This window comes from Iningainema tapete BLCC-T55, assembly GCF_014698965.1.
Taxonomy (GTDB): domain Bacteria; phylum Cyanobacteriota; class Cyanobacteriia; order Cyanobacteriales; family Nostocaceae; genus Iningainema; species Iningainema tapete.
In genome coordinates this window covers 22,594-49,417 of sequence record NZ_JACXAE010000128.1, presented here as the reverse complement: position 1 = coordinate 49,417, position 26,824 = coordinate 22,594, and the positions used below count along the sequence as shown (strand labels likewise).

Genomic DNA, 26,824 nt, shown 5'->3' with positions numbered 1-26,824 from the left:
TTCAACAATTTCCGGAATCGGTTATTAGCTTGCTTTGGTGATTAGAACAGCTTATCACCATATATACGGGAGAACCAGAATTGATGGTGTATTTCTGCCCAAACTTGAAAATGAAAACACAACTTACTTCGTAGAGGTGCAGTTTCAATCAGATGATGAAATGTACTCAAGGCTTTTTTCGGAAGTCTGTTTGTACCTGAGGCAGAATCAACCCAAAAATAACTGGCGTGCAGTCGTCATCCATCCCACCCGAAGTTTAGACACAGGAGATATTAAACATTACCAAGAATACTTTGCTTCCGGGCGAGTCAGTCGTATATATATTGATGAATTAGGGGAAGCTGAATCGCTACCAGTGGGGATTGCTACCATTAAATTAGTGATTGAAAATGAAAATACAGCCATTGAAAAAGCAAGGCAGTTAATCAACAGAACCAGACAACAAATCGAATCACCAGCGCAACAACGCCAATTGTTAGAATTAGTAGAGACAATCTTAGTTTACAAGTTTCTCAATATGAGTCGGGAGGAGATAGCAGCAATGTTTAAAATTAGTGATATCAAGCAATCTAGATTTTATCAGGAAGCTTTGAAAGAAGCTCGACCAGAAGTACGCCAGGAAGTGGAGCAGGAAGTGCGCCGAGAAGTCACCCAGCAAGTCACCCAGCAAGTCAAATTAGAAGCAGTACCCAAGTTTTTGGCATTGGGATTGACTGTGGAACAAGTAGCGCAGGCATTAGAATTGAGTGTAGAGCAAGTCAGGCTTGCTGCACAAAACTAGCAGTCAGAGTGAGACGTAAAGAACCCCCCAACCCCCCTTAGCAAGGGGGGCAGTAAACGCCTCTTGAAAAAGTATTGCCACAAGTTGCCGTCACTTCACATGCCTGCACCCAAAACTTCTGCTGCTTTCAGTTTCAAGTTGGGGAAAGTAGTTGAGGTAAGGTTTGCACTTCCTTGAAATACAGCTTCTTCGTATAATCCATCTACTAAAGTTAGTACAGTAATTTTCCCCTGAGTGGGATCGATAATCCAGTATTCAGGAATTCCTCATAGCGATCGCATCAACTTACTTGCGCTCAGCGTAGCCTACCATTATACCACGACCAGTCAAAGCTGTATAAACTAAATTTCGTGTGCGCATATCCCCTTCCATATGTGTCAAACCAGGGAATTGCAGTACATTAGGATTACTAATTTGCACCCAGCTTTGCCCCATATTTTCTGATTTGTACATCGTATCTTTACTTGCACCACGAACACGACCGAAGATGTATATATAAGGTTTTTGCTCAGAATTACCCTTGCCGAAGGTGATAAACTCACAACTATCCACCGATGAAACAACTTTAAAAGTCTTGCCACCATCAGTAGAACGATACAACTTATTGCCGTTAACATCCTCTACATTACGAGCCAAGCTCATCCAAACATCACCTTGTTGCGTAGGATTGGGAACAATCGTTGGACGAACTAACCATGAGGGAAAACCTGATGCGCCCTTTCGCCAATTCGCACCACCATCTTTACTATAGTAGAACTTCCAACCATCATAATAGTAGAACGTTTTACCTTGTGGATCTTGGCGATCGCTTGCCAAAACATAAGAACTTAGCCACGGTGAAATACTATTAGACCAAGACTTAGGCAAAACTGCATAATGAGTATGGTCATTATTTTTTGGATCGTAGGGATTGGGTTTTGCCTCATGATCTAAATTGTAAGCCAACTTCCACGTTTTCCCACCATCAATAGTATAGTGAGGCCAAACTCCCCAAGTTGGTGCCCAAACCATGTTTTGCGGATTAGTTGGGGACATGGCAATTTGCCCACCCATCGCGACAACTTCCTCCTGCCCAGATTTATCTGCTTTCCAAAACGTTTCTGTCGGAATTGACTCAAACGCCTGCCAAGTTTTACCATTATCACTAGTCTTACCATGTACGGGCCAAAAACCTTGCCATTGGTGAAAGCCGACAAATGCCGCATAGTCAGGTTTTTTATATGAGTAATCCATACCTGTGGCACCTGCTACATGGGGAAAAGGTACAGGATATACAGTCCATTTGGGGTTTGTCCATTTAAACGCTGGGTTGATGCGAACATTTTTAGGGTTAATTTTATTACTAGGAACTTGAGTATAATTAACGTGACGAAAACCAATCATGTCTTGCACGGCAGATAACAAGTCTGCGCCTCCCTGCTGCTTGGGCTTAGGTGGAACACGCACCATGTTTGCGTCCAACTCTTCCAAATTACTCATCAACCATGTATAATTTGGTGTGTTAACGGTAACATCATTTGTCCGTGCTACGCCCCAACCGTTCGTCCACCATACTTGTTTGGGGTTGCCAGGATCAATAAATATCGCAGCAGCACCAGTTGCGGAGTAAGATTGATAATAACCGGGAGCAGATGAATTAACCGGATCGTTTGGGTAATTAGGATCGAAAGCTCCCATGTACATAGTTTGTTTTTTCCAGTTTTTTCCCCCGTCTGTAGAGCGATACACGTATTTATCGGAAATGGTCATAACTGTGGTAGAGTTATTCTGCACAGTAATTCCTGAATAAACTCTGTCTGTACCATCGGGATGGATATCAGTCCAAGAGCCGTTGGAGTACTTGCGCACACCACCAGTAGTTTTGCTGCCATTGCTTCCTGGTGTGCCGAAACTAACATAAAGCGTACCATCAGAGGCGATCGCACTACGCAACGGATTGTTACCACCGACAATATTACTCCACGAGCTACCCCCATTTGTACTGCGCCACACACCACTACCATGAACCCCAACATAAATAGTTTGCGTAGGGTTGTTGGGTTTTCCCGTATTCTTGTCAAACACAACAAAAGTGAAACCTGGTATATCTTTATTATCAGAACCGTCAGCATTTTTATATTCTGGTAAACTGCTAGGATTGGGCAAACCACTAACATTCACCCAAGCCGCTCCATCCTTGCGCCACAAACCATCTCTTCTTGAGGCAAAATAAAGTAATCCAGACTTATTCGGATCGACTGCTAAACGTTCTCCTGTATCTGAACGATAAGCGTTATTTGGACCAACGTAAATATTATGTTTTCCTAAACCTGTGGCAGCCCAGTTTGCACCCTTATCGTTAGAAACCAGCACCTCGCCAGAATATTTGTATTTTATCTTACCGTCACCTTCTTTGAAAGTAGAACTGCGACAATTAACTGCTACATACACAGTGTTCGCTAATTTAGGCGCAACGGCAACACTCTCTACTCCTACCCCTCCTTGGCAAAAGTTGGAATCATATTTATCCATTAAGGGTATCCATTGATTACTGTTTCGGTCATATCTGTAAGGACCACCCACATCTGTGCGAATATAAACATTATGAGGTGACACAGGACTAACGACTAAACCAGTCACATAGCCCATCCCCTGAATATTGACATTCTTCCAGTTGAATAATTGAGAATTCTTGGGTGCAGCGTATACGTAGTTTGGGGTGGGAAGTTTTGGTGGAGTGGAGACGACAGCAGCTTGCCTGCAAGCATTGACAAAAAACAACAATAGTGCAGTAGATAAAAGTAAAATAAATAAACGTTTACGTGTGCGCATCGCTAGTTGACAGGAGAAAGTCTCTATTATTGTCCATTTTTGATGATTCTTGGCAACAAATCTCTTGTAATCATTCACTTTTATATAATTAACCACAGATAAACACAGATGCACACCGATAAATTATGATTTCCGCTTACCGCTTTGTGGCTCAACTGTATGAAAGCGCTAATTCTGTAATTTATCGTGGTCTGCGGGTAGACACAGAGCAACCCGTTGTGCTAAAAATTCTTAAAGATGCCTATCCTACTCCAGAGCGTATTGCTTGGTTTGAGCGAGAATATAAAGTCACCCGTAACTTAAAAATCCCAGGGGTGGTTGATGCTTATGCTTTGCTCCGTGACGGTGAACGCCTTTTAATGGTGTTAGAAGATTTTGGTGGCGACTCTTTGGAGCTACTGGGAATAGTGGGAAAACTTGAGTTATCAGAGTTTTTGCAGTTGGCTCTAGCTATAACTAAAATTTTAGGTCAAATTCATGCCGCCAAGATTATCCACAAAGACATCAATCCCAGCAACATAGTTCTCAATCCCAACACCGGGCAAGTCAAAATTATCGACTTTGGCATTTCAACGGTACTTTCACGGGAAAATCCTACTTGGAGCAATCCCAATGTTTTAGAAGGCACGCTTGCTTATATTTCACCAGAACAAACTGGCAGAATGAATCGGGCGGTTGACTTGCGCAGCGATTTTTACTCTCTAGGTGTCACATTCTATGAATTGCTGACTGGTATTAAACCATTTGAAAGTTCAGATGCGTTGGAATTGGTACACTGTCATCTTGCCAAACAGCCAGTACCACCGCATCTAGTTGTCGGGGCAAAGGGTTGTTCGCCTTTACCATCCATAGTCAGCGATCTTATCATGAAGTTAATGGCAAAAAATGCCGGCGATCGCTATCAATCAGCTGATGGGATTCAGGCGGATTTAGAAACATGTCTGCACCTGCTACAAACAACTGGGCAAATTGATGTCTTTCCCCTTGGTGAGCATGATATTTCCGTAAGCTTTCAAATTCCGCAGAAATTGTATGGCAGAGAGCGTGAGGTGGAAACATTACTCGCTGCATTTGAAAGAACGAGCAGCGGTGCCATTGAAATGGTGTTAATTACTGGATATTCTGGGGTGGGTAAATCAGTATTGGTTCGAGAAGTTCATAAACCGATAACAGAAAAACGCGGAAATTTCATTTGGGGTAAATTTGAGCAGTACCAACGCAATATTCCCTACTATGCTCTTTCTCAAGCTTTCCAGGAGTTGTGCAATCAGCTGCTTGCTGAACCTGAATTTATATTAAATCAATGGCGAGAAAAAATCCTAGCAGCAGTTGGTAATAACGCACAAGTTTTGATCGATGTTATCCCTAAATTGGAACGAATCATTGGCACTGCACCACCCGTTGTTCAAGTGGAGCCAATTGAAGCACAAAACCGTTTCAATTTAGTTTTTCAAAACTTTGTTAAAGCAATCAGCGAGCCTGAGCATCCTCTAGTTTTATTCATTGATGACTTGCAATGGGCAGATGGAGCATCGTTGAATCTGCTTAGCACAATCATGAGCGATACCAATCTTCAATATTTACTGATTATCGGTGCGTATCGTGACAACGTTGTAGAGACGAACGCAAGTACGTCTCTACAACCATTAACGCTCGCAATAGAAGAAATCCAAAAACAACGAGGGATTTTGTCCTTTATTCAATTAGATAACTTAAAAGTACAAGATGTCAACGCTTTAATTGCTGATACTTTACACTGTGAACCAAATAAGAGTCAATCGTTAACTAATTTAGTCTATGATAAAACTCAAGGTAACGCATTTTTTACTATTGAGTTTTTGAAGTCGCTCTACACCGAAGAGTTATTACCATTCAATTACCCCCCTCTTTCATCCCCCCGAACTTCGGGGGGACAGAGGGGGGTAGGATGGAATTGGGATATTACTCAAATTCAAGCTAAAGATATCACCGACAATGTGGTGGAATTGATGACGGGAAAGATTAACTTTTTAGCAGAAAAGACTCGAACCGTCTTACAGTTAGCAGCTTGTATTGGCAATAAGTTCAATCTAGCAACTTTAGCGATTATCTATCAACATCCACCAGTTGATGTCTTGGCTGATTTGTTTGGGGCAATGCAAGCAGGTTTAGTAATTCCTTTAAATAATAAATACAAATTAATAGAAGCAGGAGCTAATATCGCCAGTGAAGTCAGTTTTAAATTCCTACATGATCGAGTACAACAAGCTGCTTATTCCTTAATTGATTCTACACAAAAAACTGCCATTCACTTACAAATTGGTCGCCTAATGTTGCAGAATACTGTGCCAGAAGGGTTATCAGAAAACATTTTTGAAATTGTCGAGCATTTCAATATAGTTGTATCGTCCGCAAGTACGTCTCTACATCCAGATGAACGAGAGGAGATTGCCAGATTGAATTTGATGGCGTCCGAGAAAGCGAAGTTAGCGATCGCTTATGAAGCCGCTGTCAAGTATTTGAATATAGGGCTGAAATTATTAACAGAAGATAGTTGGCAGACTAATTACAACTTGACGCTAAATTTGTATGATTCAGCAGTATATGCAGAATATTTAAACACGAACTACGCCCGAAGTGAATTGCTATCTAATGTTGTTATACAAAAAGTTAAGACGGCGCGGGAACTTGCTAATGTGTATGAAACGAAAATTCAGCTTTATATTGCTCAAAACCAGATGCAAGCCTCAATAGATATTGGGCTGGAATTTTTGAATATGTTAGGCATATCTCTGTCAAAATCATCGCCAAGCCAACTGTCTATTAATGATTTAGAAAATCTTCCCCCAATGACCGATCCAGATAAACTGGTAGCTATGCGAATCTTAAAGACTATATGGTCCCCGGCTCATACAACGAATTCTCCAATAGCTCCATTTATTGTATTTACAATGGTGGAGCTATGCGTAAACTATGGAAATTCATCTTTTGCCGCTTTTACCTATGTTTTATATGGCTTGCTTCTTTGTCGAACGCAATCTAACCTCGATTTAGGCTATCAACTGGGCAAGCTATCTTTGAAAATGTTGAAGCAATTTGATGCCAAAAAAATAGAAGGTAAAGTTAACTTAATGTTTAACTGTTGTATCCGACAGTGGAAAGAACATAAACGCACAACTTTGGCATCTTTGTGGCAAACACTACAAATATTAATTGAAACCGGAGATATAGAATATGCTTCTTATGCAGCTATTAACTACTTCTCTAATTTAGTTTTAGTAGGATACCCTTTAGATTATGTCAAGCAAAAGTATAAAAATTGCCTGAGTATTCTTGAGTCTATTCAACAGGAGTTTTCTCTGTATTATGTGAAAATATGGGGGCAGCTAGTATTAAGTTTAATAGAGGAGGAGGGAGAATCAAATAGACTAATGGAATTCAATGAAGCTGAAATTGTACCCATTTTACAAAGAAAAAATAACCTTCAATCTCTGTTTGCACTTGCTTTAGTAAAAACAAGGTTAAGTTATTTATTTAAGAATTATACTACAGCAGTTAAGAGTGCTGAAAATGCAGCAGTCAATAAACAATCTATGCAAGGTTTATTGGCTTGTGCTGACTATAATTTCTATTACTCTCTTTCTCTTCTAGCCAATTATCTTAACCAGGAAGAGCGAGAACAAAAACAATATATTGAACAAGTGGCAGCTAACCAAAAGGAAATGAAAACCTGGGCTGCTCATGCGCCGATGAATTTTCAGCACAATTACGATCTAGTGGAGGCAGAAAAGGCACGAGTTTTGGGACAAGTGGTTGAAGCAATGAAGTTTTATGAACGAGCTATAAAAGGAGCAAAGGATAACGGATATATTCACGAGGAAGCTTTAGCTTATGAGTTAGCAGCAAATTTTTATCTGGCGCAGGGAATGGAGGAATTTGCCCAACTCTATATGACAAAGGCTCACTATGGCTATATTTGCTGGGGAGCAAAGAGCAAGGTAAGGGATTTGGAACAAAGCTATCCTCAGTTTTTTGCCCAATGTCAGGGCGAGAAATTTGCCCCAGCAACAATTTTAACCACAGACTCAACAACATCTACTGAAATTGATTTGACCAGCGTTCTCAAAGCATCACTTGCCCTGTCAGGCGAAATTGTGCTAAATACCCTGTTAGAAAAGATGATGCGAATTGTCCTGGAAAATGCGGGGGCACAGAAAGGTTATTTTCTGACTTTGCGTTCTGAGGGAAAATGGGTGATTGAAGCATCAGGAACAGTCGAACGCAATGAATTTAAAGTTTTACCATCTATCCCGATTGAAACAGTCAGTGGCAGCAGCGATATCCCAATGTTATCTCAAGGCATAGTTAATTATGTCAGCCGAACCCAAGAGACGATTATTTTGCATGATGCCATCCATTCAGGGAATTTCACCCGTGACCCATATATAGTTAAAATACAGCCGAAATCAGTTTTGTGTATGCCGCTGCTCAAGGGCGGCAAATTGACGGGTATACTCTACTTAGAAAATAACCTGATCGAGAGTGCTTTTACCACCGATAGATTGTCCGTTTTAAAATTATTAACGGCGCAAATATCCATATCAACGGAAAATGCTCAACTTTACACTAACCTACAAGCATACTCTCAAGAACTTAAGGTTAAAAATACAGAACTATTAGAGGTTAACAGGCAACTAGAAGCGGAAATTACCGATCGCTTGCAGATGGAGTCAGCACTAACACAGAGCCAGGAGCGACTACAAGCCATCTTGGATAATTCTACAGCATTGATCTACGTCAAGGACATTGAGGGCAAATTCATTCTGGTAAACCGCCACGTTGCGACTAAGTTAGGTCTTAACCCAGAGGAAATTAAGGGTAAGACTGACTACGATTTTCTCCCAAGTGCGATTGCTGACACCATGCGGGAGAACGATCGTCAGGTTTTCGCTACAGGAAATCCGATAGAATTTGAGGAAGTTATACCTCGAGAAGACGGCTTACACTTCTATATTTCGATCAAGGTTCCCCTCAAAGACTCTGCCGGAAAGGTATATGCTGTATGCGGAATCTCTACTGATATCACTGGGCGCAAGCGGGCAGAGTCACAATTACATCATGATGCGTTCCATGATGCACTGACGGGTTTACCAAACCGTGCTTTGTTTATGGAACGCCTTAAAAATGCCATTGATTTGGCACAGCAAGAAAATTTACTATTTGCTGTGTTGTTTCTGGACTTGGATGGCTTTAAGGTGATCAATGATAGTCTGGGACATATACTAGGAGATCGATTCCTAATTGCGATCGCCAACCGCTTAAAAGTTTGTCTGGGATCTAGCAATATAGTAGCACGTCTTGGGGGAGACGAGTTCACAGTTTTGCTGGTTGGGCTTAAAGATGCCAGCGTTGCAGTTGATGTTGCTAACCAGATTCAACAAACCTTGTCGTTACCCTTTGAGCTTGATGGGCAATTCGTGTTTACTACGGCAAGTATTGGCATTGCCCTGAGTTCGACAGTAAATTACCACCGACCAGAAGATATACTCAGAGATGCTGATACAGCGATGTACCGAGCCAAGGCGCTGGGTAGGGGGCGAAGTGAACTTTTCAACTCGGATATGTACGCTCGTGCTGTAGCCAGATTGCAGTTAGAAACAGATTTGCGTCGAGCAATTGAACGCTGTGAGTTTCGAGTTAATTACCAACCGATTATTTCGTTCACGAATGGTATGATATCAGGTTTTGAAGCTTTGGTGCGTTGGCAGCATCCCGAACGCGGTCTGATTTATCCGGCTGATTTTATCCCTTTGGCGGAAGAAACTGGACTAATTGTCGAGATTGGTAATTGGGTGCTAGAGGAAGCTTGTCGCTTTATGCAAACAATGCGGCGCACGAGTACACGTTCGCTGCTAATCAGTGTTAATTTATCTGTCAAGCAATTTTCTCAACCGGATTTAATCAAGCAGATATCTGATATTTTACAATTCACCAATCTTGAGGCTGAGGCTTTAATATTAGAAATTACCGAAAGCGCTATTATGGAAGGTGATGTGGCATTGAACGCACTTGAGCAGTTGCGTCAGCTGGGAATTAAGTTATCGATTGACGACTTTGGCATTGGCTATTCATCATTAGCTCGTTTGCACAGCTTTCCAATTAATAGCTTAAAAATCGACCGTTCCTTTGTCAGCTCAATGAATGCTCCTGCTAGCAATCGGGAAATTATTGAAGCGATCATCACTTTAGCACATAAACTAGGTTATCATGTGACAGCCGAAGGAGTCGAAACAGCATCTCAACTCGCATTCCTGAAACAGTTAAACTGCGAATATGGACAGGGATGTTTTTTCTCTCCGGCATTAGATACTTCTGCGGCATCCGCATTAATTATGACTAACCCTCAGTGGTAGACGCAATTAATCGCCCATGTGCAGTTATGAGTTAATTTAAAACTCATAACTTATAATTCCCTCAAAATGTCTAAAGAATTTACCATTGGTAGTAAAGTTCGCGTTGTCGCACTACCACCTTACGTGAAAACTGCTGATCCTATGCCCATGCTACGCCCACCAGATGTAATTCATCTTGACGAAGAAGGTGTTGTGATTGATCGTCGTCCTGGGGGATATTGGGGTGTACGCTTTGCCCAAGGAACTTTTCTGCTCGATAGTCAGTACATTGAAAGTCTTGACAATTCTACTGAATCTCATCAGTTAACGTAGCTGTGTTAATTGGTGGTGGATTTGGCAAGGGCTGCTAGTTGCAAACCTGGTGGGTAGCTACCTTCTTCTTTGATGCGCTTGATTTCGGCATCGCTAATCGGTAAATTTAACTTTTGTGCTAATGTACGGATGATGTCTCCCCGATCAATTATACCTGCAACAGCACCAGCAGGAGAAAGAACAGTGATGCTAGGTAGTTGTTCATTCTCTAGTTTGTTAATTACCTCAGCTATTGTGGTTGATTCAGCCACTGTAGGAATTTCTGTCAGGGGATGCACTATACTTTGTAAAGTTTGAGTTTCCCATTGACTACGTTCTACCAAGCGCAAATCCGCTAGAGAAACTATACCCCGGTAACGTCCATCTGACTCGGCAAAATAAATTTGTGGGGCGTTACTTTCTAACAGGTACAAGTCGGCAAAGGAGCGCAAAGTTTGGTTAGCATCTACTACGCGAAAGTCCCGCGTCATGGCTTGAGAGGCAACTAGCTGTAGTAAAGTTTCTTGTAAAGTGGTTACGCGATCGTAGCTGGTGGCGTTGCGGATGCCAAACCAACCTAATAAAGCAATCCACAAACCAGTTACTAATTCGCCTGTCATGTAATCGACAATAAACCCTAAAGCGATCGCTCCATAACCCAAGATTTGCCCTGCTTTGGCTGCCAACTTTACTGCTTGAAAGCGGTTTCCTGTTGCTTTCCACAGTGCCGCTTTTAAAACTTGTCCTCCATCTAGAGGTAAGCCGGGAATTAAATTAAATAGCGCCAGAACTAGGTTTATTCTTGCCAAATCTTTCACCATTTCCGCCGCTGGGCTGGTGTTAGGTAATACGTCTCCTAGCAATTTGAGCACCAAAAAAAGTGCAATACTAACTAAAGGTCCGGCGATCGCTACTTGAAATGCTCGTTCTGGTGTTTTAGATTCTTCTTCTATCGAAGCAATCCCACCAAACAAAAACAAAGTGATCGAGTTAACTTTTATGCCTTGACTTCGCGCCACTAAACTATGTCCCAACTCGTGTAATAGCACCGAACCAAATAACAGCAGTGCCATTACTACCCCAGCACTCCAAGCCAAAACAGGTCCCCACGCCTGGTATGCTACACCAAAGTTTAGGGTTGCCAACCCTAATATTACAAACCACAAGGGGTCTAAAAACAGCGGAATTCCAAATAAAGATCCGATTTTCCAGTTTGCTTGCATTACACTATCCGAAAACAAATATTGACAACTGTTACAATCTACGTATCATTTGTAACTTTTTTTCAGAATAACTTGCGCCCTACTTAAATAGGAATCAGCCGCGCTCACTCTAGAATCATATCTCTAGCATAAACAATTTAAGCAGTCAGGAGGAGCTTCATCGGACTCTTCCTAACTGCTTTGTTAAGCGCACATCAACTTAGTTCTATATTGCACCAAGATTGGTTAATCCCAAAACAGCACCAATACCAATTATATGACCAGTACTTAGTGCGGCGAGGAATGTACCAACGCTGGGATCGTTGAATATAGCTGGGAAAGGAAGGGGCATCTTCGGACCAACGTGGGGGTAGCGAACTACGCGGGGTATGATCAACAGGGATAATACACTAGCAACGATGATAATTGCTGTGCCAGTTGCGTTTAATTCAACAGCACTATTGGGAACAGTAGATTGAACTGCGAATAAAATTGAAGAAATCATAGTTATTTCTCCCAAATTCATAAATTGACTTAACTATAGTCCGTCGAATGAAGTTTTATAATCTTCTATCCCAGGAGGTATTGAAATATATCAGGTTATATGTATATTTTGAAGACAATTATTATCAAAGGAATAGAATTAATTTAAATTTTTTTGAATTTATAAATATTATTGTTTACCCGTAGAGACGTTCCACCGGAAAGTCTCCAAAATCCGCCGGAACGTCTCTACAATTCACGGTTACCCTACAAGCCGCCGATGTTGGTTAGTCCCAAAACAATACCCACGCCAACCAAATGACCGAAACACATTGCCGCGATAAATGCCGGAATACTGATGGGAAGTAATGGCACTTTGGGACCAACTTGGGGTTTCTGAATTTTGAAAGTTAATACTAGAGCTACTAAACAACTAACACTGATAATTATCCCGACATTCTGATTCCATTCAGGTGTTACAGGAACAGTGGAAGCGACTGCAAGTATTGTTGGTGAAATCAAGCTTTTTCTCCTCAAAACATACAACAAGATTATCAGATTATCTGAGAAATTGTTTACTAAATTACAATTGTATGTTATAATTGCTACAAAAATTTATAATTTTCAGAGCAATGCGAGTAAAGATTTGCGGAATTACCCAACCACAACAGGGAGTGGCGATCGCCTCGCTGGGTGCAACTGCGTTAGGATTTATTTGTGTTCCAGCCACAAAACGCTACGTCAATGTGGCACAAATTCGTGCAGTAGTAGAACAACTGCCCCAACAAGTTCACAAAATCGGAGTTTTTGCCAACTCGACAATAGAGGAAATTACTCAAATAGTAGTTGAGTCTGGGTTAACAGGCGTTCAGTTGCACGCAGATGAGTCAAAGGAGTTTGCTGTGCAGTTGCGGCAAATGTTACCCAATGTGGAAATAATTAAAGCATTGAGAATAAGTAGTGCAGAGGATTTAGAGGAAGCGCGAGCCTACACTAGCAGTGTAGATACCCTACTACTCGATGCCTACCATCCAAATCAACTTGGTGGTACAGGCAAAACATTAGATTGGAAAATGTTAGAGCAATTTAACCCTGATTGTCCTTGGATGTTAGCAGGGGGACTCAACCCAGACAACGTTGTTCAAGCTCTAAGTCAAGTTAAACCTAGTGGCATCGATTTATCAAGTGGTGTAGAACGCGCCCCCGGAGACAAGGATTTGGATAAGGTTGCTAAATTGTTTGAAAGGCTAGCGACAAAATAGACATCTCCAGAAAAGACGTAGAGACGCGATTCATCGCGTCTCTACAGATTTAAAAGAAAGATGGTTGGTGGCGAATTAAGTTGAAGAATTCTTCGCGGGTTTTTTGCTCTTCTTGAAACACTCCCATTAAAGCACTGGTGACAGTCCAAGAACCAGGTTTTTGCACACCACGCATTACCATACACATGTGGGTAGCCTCCATCACAACCGCAACTCCTTGTGGTTGGAGAATAGTTTGAACGGCTTCAGCAATTTGCCGAGTAAGTCTTTCTTGAACTTGTAAGCGGCGAGAATACATTTCCACAATGCGGGCAAGTTTACTCAATCCGACAACTTTTTGGTTAGGGATGTACGCGACATGAGCTTTGCCCATAAATGGTAACATGTGGTGTTCGCACAAGCTAAAGAAATTGATATCCCTGACTAACACCATCTCATTATGACCTTCATCAAAGATGGCATCATTAACGAGTTCTTCTAGTGACTGGTTATAACCACTAGTGAGAAACCGCATTGCCTCTGCGACACGTTTGGGAGTCTTTAAAAGTCCCTCGCGTTCGGGATCTTCACCTACACCCACCAATAATGTTCTCACGGCATCCATCATCGGCTCCAATTGCTCTTCTTTGGGCGGATGCAGTTGCGGTTCTCTTCCATTATGAGTGTTGCGATCTGGTCTGGTGTTAATTGCTTCCGATAAATCAGGAATTAGAGGAGATTGACAGCCGTTGATACCGTTAGAACTAGCGATAGTCATATTTAAGTCTTGGGTAGGGTGTCACGCCCAAAGGGCGAAGTCAAAAATCACGCATTCAAAAGTCAAAAGTCAGGAGTGAGCAATAAATACTCATTACTCATAAAGTTCCGGCATTTGACATTAAAGTTAATTCCTCAACAACTGCCTGTGGTGGCAACATAGCAGTGTGGAGAATTGATTGAGCCACAATTTCGGGGGTTAACATTTTAGATCTGTCAAAGTTGACGTTGACAGTTTCTGTATCCCAGATTTCGGTGTTGACTGCACCAGGACAAATTGCTGTCACACGAATGCCCCGTGAGCGTTCTTCTTGTGCTAGGGTTTGTGAAAGGGAAATTAAACCAGCTTTGCTGACACAATATGCTCCCCAACCCGCAAATGCTTGTTTACCAGCAATTGAGGCGACGTTGATAATTGTGCCGTGTCCTTGTTCGCGCATTTTGGGTAAAATTCCCATAATGCACTGAAACACACTGGTAAGATTTAAATCTATTACTTGTTGCCAATCTTCTAGTGGGGTTTCGCTCAAATTGGCTGTGTATCCCATCCCAGCGTTGTTGACTAAAATATCTATGTTGCCTGAGTGGGCAATCTTTGCTATTTTTTCTTTGACTTGGGATACACAAGCTAAATCAACAGGATATGCTGTTGCTTCTACTCCTGCATGTTTTGCTGCTGCACAGACTGCTGCTAATTTATCAGCAGAACGGCTGACTAAAGCAACATCTATTCCTGCCTTTGCAAATGCCAAAGCTGTCGCTTTGCCAATGCCACTGCTTGCGCCAGTTATTAAGGCGCGTCTTTTTTGCTCAAAATTCATGTTTTCCTCTAATTTTTTGAGCTGCAATTACGCGATCGCCACTTCGATTATTCAAATTTCTCGGCTGAGATAAATTAAACAAACCTTAAATTTTGATAAGTTTCCTTTTTCAACTGCTATCTTACATAACTAAATGTGGTGCAAAAATTCTTGCCATTAACTTGTTCTGAAAATGATTAGTCAGTAGGTTAAAGATTTTTAACCTATGAATAACGTACAGACGCCCTGGTGGGGGCGTCTCAGGAATGATTGATAAAAACAAAAGTTACCACCTATGACAGATGAAGATTCTTAAAAAATCTTAACTTGCCATAGGTATTATAGCATTGCTGCTTAACGATTAATCATCTCAAGTCAGACAAGTGAGCAACTTCAGTAAAAACACCAATTTTGCGGAATTTTTCATAACGAAGTTGGCGTCTTTCATGAGCGGTGAAGCTGTAAAGTTGCTCTAAATTATCTAACAAAGCTTGCTTGAGAGTAGTAGCCGCACCGATGGGATCGGAATGAGCGCCACCAGTAGGTTCAGGTAAGATTTGGTCGATAATGCCCAAGTTTTTCAAATCGTGAGAGATGATTTTGAGCGCCACAGCAGCCATATGAGCTTTACTAGCATCTTTCCACAAAATGGCAGCGCAGGCTTCAGGGGTAGCAACAGTGTAAACGGAATGTTCAAACATTAACAGGCGATCGCCAACACCAATACCCAAGGCACCACCAGAACCGCCTTCACCGATGACTGTGGAGATGATTGGCACATCTAAGCAAAACATCTCTCGTAAATTATAGGCGATCGCTTCACCTGCGCCTTGTTGTTCAGCAATGACAGTTGGCAAAGCCCCTGGAGTGTCAATAAAAGTTAAAATCGGCATCCCAAATTTGTTGGCATGTTCCATCAACCGCAGCGCCTTACGATAACCGCCAGGAGTCGCCATACCAAAGTTACGGGCAATATTGTCTTTAGTATCGCGACCTTTTTGATGACCCAACATTACCACAGGTTGCCCATCTAAACGACCGACACCACCAATTAAAGCCGGATCGTCAGAACCACAGCGATCGCCATGTAACTCCATCCATTCATCACTAATTGCCTGAATGTAATCAAGAGTACTAGGGCGACGGGGGTGACGAGCAACTTGTAGTCGCTGAGAAGGCGATAAACTACTAAAAATTTCCTCACGCAATTGCATAGCGCGTGCTTCTAGTTGACGAATTTGACTAGAAACATCGACGCCATTTTCCTCTGCTAGTTGCCGAATTTGCTCAATTCTGGTTGCTAGTTCCGCCAGTGGCTTTTCAAAATCCAACAGTAAGGGTTTACGCTCAATAGTAGCCATTTTCCAAAGGAAGAGTGAAGAGTGTGGAGTTAACAGTTAACGGCTAACTGTTAACTGTTAACTGTTAACTGTCAACTAAAAGTGGTCTAAATCCGTGTTTTACTGAGGCTTGACCAATTTGCTCCATTTTTTCTACAGTAATCTGATTGCGTCCCCAAGAAAAGTTAGTGTATAACTTCTCAAATTCCAGCAGCATAGATTCGGCAAAACAAGCAAATAATTGGCGTGCGGGAACATCCATATTGACGATATTCATAATTTTCCAGTCAATATCCAAAGAATGTTCCACAATGCCGCCATTAAGTACGTGAACACCAGGATGCCGGATTTTTGTTGCCAGATTTTTGGGATAACCACCATCAATTAGCAAACAAGGTTGTTTTAACACGGTGGGATCAATTTCCACACCTTTGGGCATACTCGCCACCCAAACCACAATATCAGCTTCGGGTAAAGCTTCTTCTAAGGACATAATTTTGCCCCGCCCCAGTTCGGTTTGTAATGCTTGGAGACGTTCGGGGTTACGGGCAATCAACAACAGTTCCTTGACATCTGTTTTGTTGTCTAACCAACGACAAACAGCACTGCCAATATCTCCCGTTGCTCCACACACCGCAACAGTTGCTTTTGATAGCTCAATGCCCACCTGCTTGGAAGCTTGCTCTACTTGTTGAGAAATAATATAAGCAGTGTGAGTATTGCCTGTAGTGAAGCGTTCAAATTCCAATTTAATGTTACGAACTTGTCTAAACTGCTCCAAATTAAAGTTTTCAAAAATAATTGAAGAAAAACCGCCTAAAGCCGTGATATTTATCCCATGCTTTTGAGCATGTGCCATTGCATTGAGGATTTTACGAGTCGCTGCTTTAATGCGACGTGTTGCTAGCATTTCTGGCAAAAAGCAAGATTCTACATATCGCCCTTCAATTTTCTGCCCGGTAACACTGGTAACAGTAATGTTATCGACAATTTGGGGCGGTGCGCTGCACCAAAAATCTAGCCCTTGATCTGCATATTCTGGGTAGCCTAAATTTCTAGCTACCGCTTGCGCGTGTTCCAAACTAGTAAGATGTCCGATTAGACCAAACATGAACGGTTTATTAGGCGTGCCTTGGGTAGATTTGAAAAGTAACTATAAATGGGAATAGAAGAATGGTTAATTGTTCATTGCCATTAACTATTAACAATTAACCATCAACTATTTCCTATGCTGCTGCTAGTCCGTAGGCTGACATGCGCATGATATCACGGGTAGTAAAACCAATGTTACTTAAAGCTTCTCCGTACTGAATCATGAAATCTTCTACTAAAGCTTCTTTTTCCATTGCCAAGGTACGGGCATCGTCCTCAACTGAGTTGAGCATTTTCCAGACAATGGGAAGATTTTGACGATTTGCTTCCTCTAATTCAGCTTTAGATTCGGCAAAATGTTCTTGCAGCCAAACTTCGCCAAAATTGAGGTGGCTGTATTCATCTTTTACCACTCCTTCAGTAATTTTACGAGCAAAAGGATCGGCGTGAGGGATGTAAATGTTATATGCGGCGATCGCAAAACACTCAATAATCAAGGACTGAATCAGCAAGCATGTAACAACTTTACCAGATGCTGCCGCTGTTTGAAAATTAGCGTGCAAATCAGCAAAAAACTCTTTGGCAAATTGTAGATCTGGTGTGACTTGAAGATTGCGCCCACAAGCCTCAAATCCTTTTTTATGACGACTCTCCATTTTGGAGAGGCGAATCAGTTCATCCTGATGTTCCACAAGCAGTTCAGCTAGTTTGATGTAATTTTCATGGGCTTCTTGTTCCCCTTCAATCACGATCGCGTTAATGCGGCTATAGGCATCTTTATATGTTTCACTCTGATAATCAATGGACGACTGGGCTGCTAGCTGCTGCATTGTGAGTTCACTCCTATGATGTGAATCATTTGATACTAAAAGTGTTTTACCCTATTGGTTGAGGGCAAATCTTCGTGTGGTTTAATTTAACTTAACAACCTACTATTTTATAGATTAGCTGTTGCTCTTGGGAACTAGCTCAAGCTTATTTATAGGAGATTGGCAAAAAGGTAGACAAGAGGGACAATTGACAAATGACTGATGACCAAACAAAAATGGGGATTTCTAGCCAGGAGCCGCGAAACTCCCCAAAATCACGCCACATTACTCAACAGAGTTTCCCTCCGCACGCAAGTGGCTCTAAAATCCCCTGGAGCCAAGGATTGCTACTGTTGTTGGCAGTTATCATCCTGTTACCCCTGCTAGTTGTGTTTTTGACATCCTTTGCGCCTCCTGGAGCTACTCCTGAATTGATCCTCAAAAATAATTGGTCTTTTGCCAACTATCGCGATGCTTGGCACAGAGGAAAATTTTTACTAGCGTTTGCTAATTCTAGCTTAGTGGCTCTAGCTGTAGCAGCTAGTCAAATTTTTACTTCGGCATTGGCAGGTTATGCTCTGGCACGGCTCAAATTCCGGGGGCAGCAAACACTGCTACTGATTGTCATTGCCACATTGGTAATACCCTTTCAGCTTTTGGTAATACCCATCTTTTTGGTGCTGAAGTCAGGAAATTTGATTAATACCTACTGGGCAATGATTTTACCAACGGCTGTAAACGGTTTTGGTATTTTCTTATTACGGCAGTACTTTCAAACAATCCCCGTAGAATTGGAAGAAGCAGCAGCCCTAGATGGAGCCAATCGGCTACAAATTTTGTGGCGAGTCATGTTCCCCTTAGCTCGTCCAGCATTGGTAACGCTGTTGCTATTTACCTTTATCGCGGAATGGAATGACTTATTTAAACCTTTGGTGTTTACAACACGCCCAGAATTAAAGACAGTACAACTAGCCTTAGCAGAGTTTCAAGAGCAGTTCACGAACAACTGGCCCTTACTCATGGCAGCAGTCACTATAGCCACTGTACCAGTAATGCTACTATTTCTCATCGGTCAGCGTCAATTTCTTCGCGGGATCGCCACAACAGGGATCAAGAATTGAGTAGTGCTTCAGAGCAACTCGTTCCCAGGTTCCACCTGGGAATGCATTCTGTGAGGCTCCGCCTCTGTTGAAAGAGTGATTAGCCATCGCGCTCAGACTCCAGTTATCTTTGATCCCGCACAAGAGTAAACCTACCATTTTCAACCTTAACAAGGACAGGTTGACTTAGGCGCTCTCCCTCAGTAAACTGTAAGCTATCCCCCGAAGTTTCACTAGATGAAAGCTTGACTTCGAGAAGTCTTTGCAGCACTGTTGAGCGAGAGGGATTAGCAGAATCTAAAGCTTTAATAAAAGCTTGAGTAGCATCATAGCTAGTAGCTGTGCGCCAGCTAACTTGTCCTTTCCACTGCTGCGCTGCTGCTTGTGCAAAGTTTTTTGATTGTGGTGCATCCCTAAACCAAGGGACTACCACAATTAAGCCTTCAACTGCTTTTCCGCCTTCGGTTAATGTTGTTTTGTTGTATAAAGCTTCCCCGCCTAATAACGCCAGCCCTTGCCTCTTTGTTTGTTGAAAATTAGTAGTAGCAATTTTAAGTACAGCCGGAGTTTGTTGTGTGTCTGGAAAAAACACAACTGCTTGTGCTTGATCTTTTAAAAGAGTGTTTGTAACTTCTTTTTCTACATCTAGTCTCGTTTCAACTAAGTTAATCTTTCTAATAACCGTACCTCTAAATTGTGCAAAATTTTTTGTAAATTCATTTGTCAAAGTGTCACTATAAACGCTATTAGAATTAAAAAAAACTACAACTTTATTTAAGCCGAGTTTTTTCCCGACGTACTCAGCTAATGTTTTTCCAGTAACCGCATCAGAAGGAACTGTTGTAAACAAAAAATCATCTTTCAAAGAGTTGATACCACTGGTAGGAGAAATTATGGCTAGTTGAGATTTTTCATATTCGCCTAGTGCTGCTTTGTTAGCATCACTAGAGTTTCCAATCACTGCCAACACAGATGAGTCTTTCACCAACTCTTGTGCTAATTGTTGAGCGAGGCGTGGTTCATTATCATCGTTGGCGATCGCGACTTGCAGTAATCGACCATTTAATCCCCCTTTCTGATTAAACTGATTTTGCGCCTGCGCCACGCCTCGCAATATTTCTTGAGCAGTTCATACATTGTTAACTGACACAACTACTGCTAAAGTTAAAGGGGAACCCTTTTGCTGAGCCAGCGCATTATTATAATAAATTAACACTTCTGGATCTGTGCGATTAGTTGCCACAGATTTTTGAAAAAAATCCGCAGCCAGGGAGTATTTATTTTGTTTGAAAGCTTCTATACCCAGGTCACGATTAGGATTTTTTATACTAAGAAATAAGGTGTTTTGACCGCGACTAATATAAAGACTTGAATCTATGCATACTTCTTGTTGACTATTAGAACAATTTGTATAAAATCGCTGAATACCGACACCAATTAGGGCAATTATTACTGTCCCTGCTGTTACCACTATTGCGGCTAATAGAATTGGTGTACGGTTGGATTTACTCTGGTTGTGATTGCTACTGTAATTGCTACCATAGACGAATGTGCTATGTTCTGTAGCTTCAAATTTAGGTTCAATTTCAACTTCAATTTCTAATAATTTTCCCCGTGCTACTCGGTTGTCAGGTTCAATTTCTAATATGCGGTAAAACTGCTCTTTTGCTCGGATAAACTCTTGTTGGCTGAGCAAATTTTGTCCGGAAGCTTGCAGCGCACGTAACAATCCTTCTTGATGGCGGATTGGATCAAATTGGTAGGCTCGTGAGTAAAGTTTCACAGCTTGCTCAAAATCTTCAACCTCCAAGTATTCCTCAGCCAGAGCAATTACTGTACTAAAGTGATTGGGATTAATTTCCAAAATCTGCTTACAAATAGTCAATGCATTCTGTTTTTTGCCCTGTTTAATTAGATTATTTGCTATTTCCCAAAGGGGATTTACTTCTTCAAGTTCAATTTCCTCTAGTTGCCGTATCTCTTGCCGTAATGGGTGACGTTGAACCAACCACCGACGGATCAATTCAACTTTCACTTTCTGTCCAGTGTCATCTAAGAAACCCTTTTGAGTAAGTTGTTTAGCTGCTTGAATCAAGGGTTCCGTTTGAATAACTCCAAAGCTTTTGAGCAGCGTTAATGGTTCCTCCGAAAACGGCTGATCTGTTTTGAACGCTATCTTTTGAGCCTCCGCCACAGCTGAAAAAATCACCCGCTCTGGGATAGACAATCCCTCCCAAAACCATACTAATCCTGCTTCCGCAAGCTCAATTGCTTTATCTACAATACTCTCTACGTCTTCACGAGATACCTTCCAGTTCTGTAGCTCCCGCGCTCTCCCAAATAGGGCAAAGCAGATTATTTGTGTAAAATATGGATGACCAGCCGACAATTCTAGAATTGCTCGGACAGAATCTGAGTCGTATTCAAGTATACCTTGAGATGGTTTAGTAATCAACCGTTTAGCACTCAGTTCATCTAGCAAGCCAATTTCTTGGAAAGGTGCTTCTTTAAAGACATTAAGTAAATTCGGCAGATCGTCTGATTTTCGTCCTGCAAATGGAATAATGAACAGATTGTCATCTGTCTTAGCAATTAAATGTAAAAAGGAAAAAAAATTTTTAACTACTGAGTTTGAAACCTCGTTACTTTGATCATCAAACTCATCCAGTAACAATACTAGTTTTTTGCCATTGAGTACCCGATAAACTTGAGGTAAGAATTGGCGAGAAAAAATATAGGGATCTTTTTCTAAATCTGTCGTTGAGGGTAGTGCGATCGCCTCTAAATCTATCTTAAGATAATTGATGATTTCTGTGACGAGAGCGTACACTATAACATAGAAGGGTTTTTGAGTGTGTTTTTGAAGATCAAAAGGCACAAAAGCAAACTGATCTGGGGCAACAAACTTAGGAATATTTAGGAGTACAGAAGACTTCCCCATACGTCGTTGACCGTGCAACAAGGTAACCTTGATGTTTTGTATTAAGTTATCCTCAATAAAATGGAACAGACTTTCCCTGCCAAAAATCAATTCTTTTTCATTGATTGGACGACCAATGATGTAAGGATTTCGGCGAGTAGTTGAATATGTCATATTTATTCCCAATTTATTGAGCTACTGGTTATTTTACTAAGAACAATAGTCTAATACCCTCCTCAGTTACCTTTGCTCCTGCATTAGTTCAAATATACAAATTTACCTCCCTCAACCTTAACAAGGATAGGTTTACCTTGGCGATCTCCTTCATTAAACTGTAAGGGTTCTCCTGAAGTTTCGCTAGGGAGAAGATTTATCTGTCGAAGTCTTTGCACTACTTTTAAGCGAGAGGGATTGGGATATTTTAAAGCTTCAATGAAAGCCTGAGTGGCATCAAAACTAGTAGCTGTGCGCCAGCTAACCTCTCCGCCCCATTGTTGTGCTGCTGTTCGTGCAAAGTTTTGTGATTGTGGTGCTCCCCTAAACCAGGGTACTACCAGAATCAAGCCTTCAACAGATGTCCCGCCTTCGTCCAGAGTTTCTTGCTTATAAAGGGTATTCCCACCTAACAATTTTAGCCCTCGCTTATTTGCATTTGGAGATCTAGCCATCAGGTCGGCTTTAGCTATTGCTATTTTGAGTGCTATAGAAGTGTCTTGTTGTTGATTTTCTGGAAACAATACAACTGCTTGCGCTTGATACTGAGTTATAAATATACTCTTTACAACTTCTGTTTGTGCATCCAATTTCGGGTCGGTCAAATCAATATTCCGAACAACCTTACCCCCCAGTATTTCAAAGTACTTTGTCAATTCCTCCCTCATACTATTGCTATAAAGGCTATTAAGATTATAAAAAATCTCAATTTTGTTTAAGCCAAGGGAGTTTTTGGCGTATTCGGCTAACATTTTTCCAGAGGCGGCATTAGAAGGCACTGTCCGAAAGAAAACATCGCTAGACAAAAATGTACTGGTGCTGGTAGGAGATACTATAGGCAAACCAGCTTTCTCATATTTGTCTATTGCTACTTTGGTAGCATCACTAGAGTTATGTCCAATTACTCCCAGCACAGATGAGTCTTTCACCAACTCCTGCGCTACTTGTTTAGATTTGTCCGTTTCATTGCCATCGTTGGCGATCGCGATTTCCAGTAATCGACCATTAAATCCCCCTTTCTCATTAAACTGATGTTGTGCCAACGCCACGCCTCGCAGCATTTCTTGAGCTGTTGATTCTGCATTATTTACTGGCACAACAGTTGCTAAAGTTAAGGGAGAACCTGGTTGTTGCCTAGCTTGTGCATTGTTGTAGTAAATCAACAACTCTGGGTCATTACGATTAGCTGCTACAGATTTTTTAAAGAATTCAGCTGCTTGGGAGTAGTTGCCTTGTTTGAAAGCTTCAATACCTTTGTCGCGATCAGAGTTATTAATTTTAGGAAAGAGGGTGCGCTCACCACGACTAATTCTACTTAAATCTGCTCCGCAACCAATACCGAATACCTTCTGTTCACCTGCTGAACAAGGAGTTATCCACCGATCAACAAAACCAATGCCAATAATCAGGGCAATTCCAGCAACTACTAGACTTCTTAACCGAATTTGTTTACGCTTAAACCGGGTAATGGGATTGATGGTAGTTTGGTTTTTTTCGACTAACCCTCCAAGCTCTTGATTAATTTCTCGCAGTTTTTCCAGTGCTGCTTGGTTATCAGGTTCAATTTCCAGTACGCGATTGAACTGTGCATCTGCCTGTGTAAACTCTCGTTGGTTCATCAACTTTTGTCCAGATTTTTGCAGTGCAAGCACAAGTCTGTCCTTGTAGCGATTTGGGTCAACTTGATCAGCTCGCTCGTACAGTTCCACAGCTAGGTCGAACTCTTCCACTTCCAAATATACTTCAGCTAAAGCCGCGACAGTACTGAAGTGATTGGGATTAATTTCCAGAATCTGCTCATAACGCGCTTGTGCATTCCGTCTTTTACCTTGTTGACGCAACTGAGTTGCTTGTTCCCAAAGTTGATTAACTTCTTGTTGTTCAAGTGTCTGCAGTTGCAATATCTCTTGCCGCAGTGGGTGACGTTGGACTAACCAGCGACGGACTAATTCAACTTTCACTCTACGTCCTATGTTATCTAAGAAACCCTTATCATTTCTCGCTAGCCGTTCGGATGCCTGAATCAGCGAATCTGTTTGAGTAACTCCATATTTTTTGAGCAATGTTAACGGTTCTTCCGGAACTCGCTGCTTTTCGGAGTTCGCTATTTCTTGAGCCTCTGCTACGGCGGAGAAAACTACTTGCTCTAAGGTAGGCAGTCCCTGCCAAAACCAGTCCAATCCACCTTCAGCGTTCACTATTGCTTGATCTACAATATCCTCTACATCTGCACGAGTAACATTAAATCTATTTTCACCCCTTGCTTTTCGGAAAAGGACATCACAGATGATTTGAGTAAAATAGGGATGCCCTGCTGACAGTTCGAGAATTGCTTGGATCGCATCCTGATCGTACTCTAGCCTACCTTGAGCTGGTCTGGTAATTAACCGTTGCGCACTTAGCTCATCCAACAAACCAATTTCTTGGTAGGGTGCACGCCCAAATAAACTAAGTAGCCTTGGCAGATCTCCCAAATTTCGTCCAGCTACTGTAATGATAAAGAGTTTTTCGTGCCGCTCAATCAACATTTGTAAATAAGGAAAGAAATGATCTTCTGCTGATGAAGGGCGATCGCCACTTAAAACATCAAATTCATCCAGCAACAACACCAGCTTTTTATCGCCCAATTCCTGATAAACTTGTATTAAAAAGGTTTGAGAAAAGATATCTGGATTGGTTTCTAACTCTTCTTCTAAAGGTCGGGTAAGCCTAACATCAGCTATTAACTTATATTCCTCAACAAGGTGATGAAAAATGTCGGTATAAAGAGAGTGTAGAACCTGACCCAGGGAGAACGATGCTTTATCTTGAAGATCAAAGTTAATAAAAACAAACTCCTGAAACTCTTGCCCACTAAAAAAATTAGGAATCTGTCTCAGTACAGATGACTTGCCGATACGTCGTTGACCATGCAATAAGATAAACTTAACATTCTGTCTTAGGTTATCCTCAATAAAGCCGAACAAACTTTCTCGTCCGAAAAATAATTCTCGTTCTACAATTGGACGACCAATGATGTAAGGATTTCTGATTCGACCTCTAGATTCAAACCAACCATAATCTTTTCCTAGCTTCTCCTTCACTGCTAGGTTGTCAGGTTCAATTTCTAATATGCGGTTGAACTGTTCGTTTGCCCGTGTAAACTCTCGTTGCGTTATCAACTTTTGTCCGGAAGCTTGCAGCGCACGTAAAAGTCCTTCTTTGTTGCTGATTGGGTCAACTTGATAAGTTCGCGTGTACAGTTCCACAGCTTTGTCAAAATCTTCAACCTCTAAGTATCCATCAGCCAGCGCTACGATTGAACGAAAATGATTGGGATTAATCTTCAAAATTTGCTCATAAACAGTTAGTGCATTCCGCTTTTTACCTTGTTGATGCAATTTAGTTGCTTCGTCCGAAAGGGGATTCACTTCTTGTTGCTCAAGTCTCTCCAGTTGCCATATCTCTTGCCGCAGTGGATGACGTTGAACTAACCATCGGCGAACTAATTCAACTTTTACTCTATGTCCTGTGTCATCTAATAAACCCTCTGTGGCTAATCGTTTTCCTGCTTGAACGAGTTGCTCTGTCTGAATAACTCCATAGCTTTTAAGCAGCGTTAAGGGGTCTTTTGGCAACTGTTGGTTTTTTAAGGCTACCCTTTGAGCTTCCGCCACAGCTGAAAAAATCACCCGCTCTGGGATAGACAGTCCCTCCCAAAACCATACCAAACCTGCTTCCGCAAGCTCAATTGCTTTATTTACAATACTCTCTACGTCTTCACGAGATACCTTCCAGTTCTGTAGATCCCGCGCTCTCCCAAAAAGAGCAAAGCAGATTATTTGTGTAAAATACGGATTTCCTAATGACAGCTCCAAAATTGCTTGTATCGCATCCGGTTCGTATTCCAGTACACCTTGAGCTGGTTCAGTAATCAGCCGTTTAGTACTTAGTTCGTCTAGCAAGCCAATTTCTTTGAAAGGAGGATGGTTGAACAAACCATGCAGATCTGGCATATCACCCAAATTCCGTCCCACTACTGGAATGAGAAATAATTTCTCATGTTTTTGAATAAGCGATTGTAAATAATAATAGAAACACCAATCTTGAGGTAATGTGTCAGCTTGTTCTTCACTCAAAACATCAAATTCATCCAACAACCATACTAAATACTTATCACCTAATTTCTGATAAATTTTCGGCAATAAGTTCAGAGAGAAGATATCTGTATCTGTTTCTAACTCTGTAACTGAAGGCAGTTTGACTGTTTGAGAATCTCGCTCAAGGTAATCTACAATTTCTTTACCAATATAGTGAAGAAGCGCACCTAATGAAGATTGACTTTTTTGTTTCAAATCATTCAAATCAAAGGAAACAAAGGCAAATTTGTCTTGAGCAACAAAGTGAGGAATATGTTTGATAACAGATGACTTACCTATCCTTCTTTGACCAAACAAAAATATAACTTGTACACCTTGCTTCAGATTATGCTCAATGAAATTGAACAAAGTTTCCCGTCCAAAAATTAATGTATGGTGATCAATTGGACCACCGATAATGTAGGGATTTCGCGGAACCTTCGCAGCAGCCATA

General features: G+C 41.5%; 18 protein-coding genes. 5 read left to right on the top strand and 13 right to left on the bottom strand.

What is annotated here, in order from left to right; genetic code table 11:
• Nucleotides 1–37: 37 nt before the first annotated feature.
• Nucleotides 38–781, top strand: coding sequence for an Rpn family recombination-promoting nuclease/putative transposase (locus ICL16_RS42695; RefSeq protein WP_337907225.1), 744 nt, complete (start codon nt 38–40; stop codon nt 779–781).
• Nucleotides 782–876: 95 nt separating this feature from the next.
• Here ICL16_RS42695 and ICL16_RS46550 read toward each other — a convergent pair whose 3' ends face one another.
• Nucleotides 877–1,044, bottom strand: a complete 168-nt coding sequence (locus tag ICL16_RS46550; RefSeq protein WP_190838440.1) for a Uma2 family endonuclease — start codon at nt 1,042–1,044, stop codon at nt 877–879.
• 22 nt (nt 1,045–1,066) lie between these two features.
• On the bottom strand, nt 1,067–3,670 hold the full coding sequence (locus ICL16_RS42685) for an exo-alpha-sialidase (protein WP_337907224.1): 2,604 nt from the start codon (nt 3,668–3,670) through the stop codon (nt 1,067–1,069).
• Between the two features lie 47 nt (nt 3,671–3,717).
• On the opposite strand from ICL16_RS42685, the gene ICL16_RS42680 reads away from it, so the two are divergent.
• Both ICL16_RS42680 and sipA read left to right on the top strand, forming a co-directional pair.
• Entirely contained in the window at nt 3,718–9,984 is a 6,267-nt protein-coding gene (locus ICL16_RS42680) for an EAL domain-containing protein (RefSeq protein ID WP_190838423.1), read from the top strand.
• Nucleotides 9,985–10,050: 66 nt separating this feature from the next.
• A complete protein-coding gene (gene sipA, locus ICL16_RS42675; protein WP_190838421.1) occupies nt 10,051–10,296 on the top strand; it encodes a regulatory protein SipA in 246 nt (81 codons plus the stop codon).
• A 5-nt stretch (nt 10,297–10,301) separates the two neighbouring features.
• On the opposite strand, the gene ICL16_RS42670 is transcribed toward sipA, so the two are convergent.
• The 3 genes from ICL16_RS42670 to psaK (ICL16_RS42660) all read right to left on the bottom strand — a co-directional run bounded on the left by ICL16_RS42670 (nt 10,302) and on the right by psaK (ICL16_RS42660) (nt 12,482).
• Nucleotides 10,302–11,498: a site-2 protease family protein gene (locus ICL16_RS42670; RefSeq protein WP_190838419.1), complete on the bottom strand. Its 1,197-nt coding sequence runs from the start codon at nt 11,496–11,498 to the stop codon at nt 10,302–10,304.
• 205 nt (nt 11,499–11,703) lie between these two features.
• Nucleotides 11,704–11,982, bottom strand: coding sequence for a photosystem I reaction center subunit PsaK (psaK, locus tag ICL16_RS42665; protein ID WP_190838417.1), 279 nt, complete (start codon nt 11,980–11,982; stop codon nt 11,704–11,706).
• Between the two features lie 245 nt (nt 11,983–12,227).
• Nucleotides 12,228–12,482 (bottom strand): photosystem I reaction center subunit PsaK, encoded by a 255-nt coding sequence (gene psaK / locus ICL16_RS42660; protein WP_190838415.1) that lies wholly within the window; start codon nt 12,480–12,482, stop codon nt 12,228–12,230.
• A 110-nt stretch (nt 12,483–12,592) separates the two neighbouring features.
• On the opposite strand from psaK (ICL16_RS42660), the gene ICL16_RS42655 reads away from it, so the two are divergent.
• Entirely contained in the window at nt 12,593–13,222 is a 630-nt protein-coding gene (locus tag ICL16_RS42655) for a phosphoribosylanthranilate isomerase (RefSeq protein ID WP_190838414.1), read from the top strand.
• Nucleotides 13,223–13,271: 49 nt separating this feature from the next.
• On the opposite strand, the gene folE is transcribed toward ICL16_RS42655, so the two are convergent.
• The 5 genes from folE to ICL16_RS42630 all read right to left on the bottom strand — a co-directional run bounded on the left by folE (nt 13,272) and on the right by ICL16_RS42630 (nt 18,040).
• A complete protein-coding gene (gene folE, locus ICL16_RS42650; RefSeq protein ID WP_190838411.1) occupies nt 13,272–13,979 on the bottom strand; it encodes a GTP cyclohydrolase I FolE in 708 nt (235 codons plus the stop codon).
• Nucleotides 13,980–14,076: 97 nt separating this feature from the next.
• Complete coding sequence (locus tag ICL16_RS42645; protein ID WP_190838409.1) at nt 14,077–14,799, bottom strand: SDR family oxidoreductase; 723 nt, start codon at nt 14,797–14,799, stop codon at nt 14,077–14,079.
• A 344-nt stretch (nt 14,800–15,143) separates the two neighbouring features.
• Nucleotides 15,144–16,139 carry an acetyl-CoA carboxylase carboxyltransferase subunit alpha gene (locus tag ICL16_RS42640; RefSeq protein WP_190838407.1) on the bottom strand — a complete coding sequence of 332 codons (996 nt, stop codon included), beginning with the start codon at nt 16,137–16,139 and terminating at the stop codon, nt 15,144–15,146.
• Nucleotides 16,140–16,203: 64 nt separating this feature from the next.
• Entirely contained in the window at nt 16,204–17,229 is a 1,026-nt protein-coding gene (locus ICL16_RS42635) for a long-chain acyl-[acyl-carrier-protein] reductase (protein ID WP_190838405.1), read from the bottom strand.
• A gap of 115 nt (nt 17,230–17,344) precedes the next feature.
• The gene (locus tag ICL16_RS42630) at nt 17,345–18,040 is read right to left on the bottom strand and encodes an aldehyde oxygenase (deformylating) (RefSeq protein WP_190838403.1); all 696 of its coding nucleotides are present in this window, start codon (nt 18,038–18,040) and stop codon (nt 17,345–17,347) included.
• Between the two features lie 194 nt (nt 18,041–18,234).
• Here ICL16_RS42630 and ICL16_RS42625 point away from each other — a divergent pair, with 194 nt between their 5' ends.
• A complete protein-coding gene (locus ICL16_RS42625) occupies nt 18,235–19,140 on the top strand; it encodes a carbohydrate ABC transporter permease (protein WP_238361202.1) in 906 nt (301 codons plus the stop codon).
• Nucleotides 19,141–19,243: 103 nt separating this feature from the next.
• Here ICL16_RS42625 and ICL16_RS42620 read toward each other — a convergent pair whose 3' ends face one another.
• The 3 genes from ICL16_RS42620 to ICL16_RS42610 all read right to left on the bottom strand — a co-directional run bounded on the left by ICL16_RS42620 (nt 19,244) and on the right by ICL16_RS42610 (nt 26,823).
• Complete coding sequence (locus ICL16_RS42620) at nt 19,244–20,233, bottom strand: ABC transporter substrate-binding protein (protein WP_238361201.1); 990 nt, start codon at nt 20,231–20,233, stop codon at nt 19,244–19,246.
• 15 nt (nt 20,234–20,248) lie between these two features.
• Nucleotides 20,249–22,213 (bottom strand): ATP-binding protein, encoded by a 1,965-nt coding sequence (locus ICL16_RS42615; RefSeq protein ID WP_190838399.1) that lies wholly within the window; start codon nt 22,211–22,213, stop codon nt 20,249–20,251.
• An 83-nt stretch (nt 22,214–22,296) separates the two neighbouring features.
• Entirely contained in the window at nt 22,297–26,823 is a 4,527-nt protein-coding gene (locus ICL16_RS42610) for an ABC transporter substrate-binding protein (RefSeq protein ID WP_190838397.1), read from the bottom strand.
• Between the last annotated feature and the right edge of the window lies 1 nt (nt 26,824).

Coding starts and splice junctions, on each gene's coding strand:
- ICL16_RS42680 (WP_190838423.1), top strand. CDS start 3,718: ATGATTTCCGCTTACCGCTTTGTGGCTCAACTGTATGAAAGCGCTAAT.
- sipA (WP_190838421.1), top strand. CDS start 10,051: ATGTCTAAAGAATTTACCATTGGTAGTAAAGTTCGCGTTGTCGCACTA.
- ICL16_RS42670 (WP_190838419.1), bottom strand. CDS start 11,498: ATGCAAGCAAACTGGAAAATCGGATCTTTATTTGGAATTCCGCTGTTT.
- psaK (WP_190838417.1), bottom strand. CDS start 11,982: ATGATTTCTTCAATTTTATTCGCAGTTCAATCTACTGTTCCCAATAGT.
- ICL16_RS42655 (WP_190838414.1), top strand. CDS start 12,593: ATGCGAGTAAAGATTTGCGGAATTACCCAACCACAACAGGGAGTGGCG.
- folE (WP_190838411.1), bottom strand. CDS start 13,979: ATGACTATCGCTAGTTCTAACGGTATCAACGGCTGTCAATCTCCTCTA.
- ICL16_RS42645 (WP_190838409.1), bottom strand. CDS start 14,799: ATGAATTTTGAGCAAAAAAGACGCGCCTTAATAACTGGCGCAAGCAGT.
- ICL16_RS42640 (WP_190838407.1), bottom strand. CDS start 16,139: ATGGCTACTATTGAGCGTAAACCCTTACTGTTGGATTTTGAAAAGCCA.
- ICL16_RS42635 (WP_190838405.1), bottom strand. CDS start 17,229: ATGTTTGGTCTAATCGGACATCTTACTAGTTTGGAACACGCGCAAGCG.
- ICL16_RS42630 (WP_190838403.1), bottom strand. CDS start 18,040: ATGCAGCAGCTAGCAGCCCAGTCGTCCATTGATTATCAGAGTGAAACA.
- ICL16_RS42625 (WP_238361202.1), top strand. CDS start 18,235: ATGACTGATGACCAAACAAAAATGGGGATTTCTAGCCAGGAGCCGCGA.
- ICL16_RS42615 (WP_190838399.1), bottom strand. CDS start 22,213: ATGACATATTCAACTACTCGCCGAAATCCTTACATCATTGGTCGTCCA.
- ICL16_RS42610 (WP_190838397.1), bottom strand. CDS start 26,823: ATGGCTGCTGCGAAGGTTCCGCGAAATCCCTACATTATCGGTGGTCCA.